At 61.5% G+C, this 537-nt stretch carries 1 protein-coding gene; it reads left to right on the forward strand.

The features are described from left to right. A partial coding sequence (locus AACY45_RS27765; RefSeq protein WP_339548678.1) for a TonB-dependent receptor plug domain-containing protein occupies positions 1-537 on the forward strand: 537 nt, incomplete at both ends.

The following is a 537-nucleotide window of genomic DNA, read 5'->3' on the forward strand; positions in this document are numbered from 1 at the left end:
ATGGTCCGAGCGCGTCTCGATCCGCAGCTTCAACCAGAACCAGATCGGCTTCACGCTCGACGGCATTCCGCTCGGCGACGGCTCTTATGGCAACACCAACGGCTTGCATATCAGCCGCGCGATCTCGCCCGAAAACGTTGGCCGTACCGAAGTGTCGCAGGGTGCGGGTTCGATCGGGACACAAGCGACCAACAACCTTGGCGGTACGATCGAGTTTTTCTCGAGCGACCCGAAACCGACCTTCGGGCTGACGCTGAACGGCACCTATGGCAGCGCCAATACCGTGCGCGCCTTCGGTCGCCTCGACACCTGTGTCCTCGGAGAGAACGGGCCGCGCGCCTATGTCTCTTACGGCTTTCTCGATACCGACAAGTGGAAGGGCTATGGCGTGCAGCGCCAGAACCAGGTCAACGCCAAGTTCATCGCGCCCGTCGGCCCGGTGCGGCTGGTCGGCACCTTCGATTTTTCGGATCGCCGGGAATATGACTATCAGGATCTGTCGCTCGACATGATCAAGCGCCTCGGGCTGCGCAACGA

Origin of the sequence: Pseudomonas sp. RA_35y_Pfl2_P32 (assembly GCF_963970735.1) — a bacterium.
Taxonomy (GTDB): domain Bacteria; phylum Pseudomonadota; class Gammaproteobacteria; order Pseudomonadales; family Pseudomonadaceae; genus Aquipseudomonas.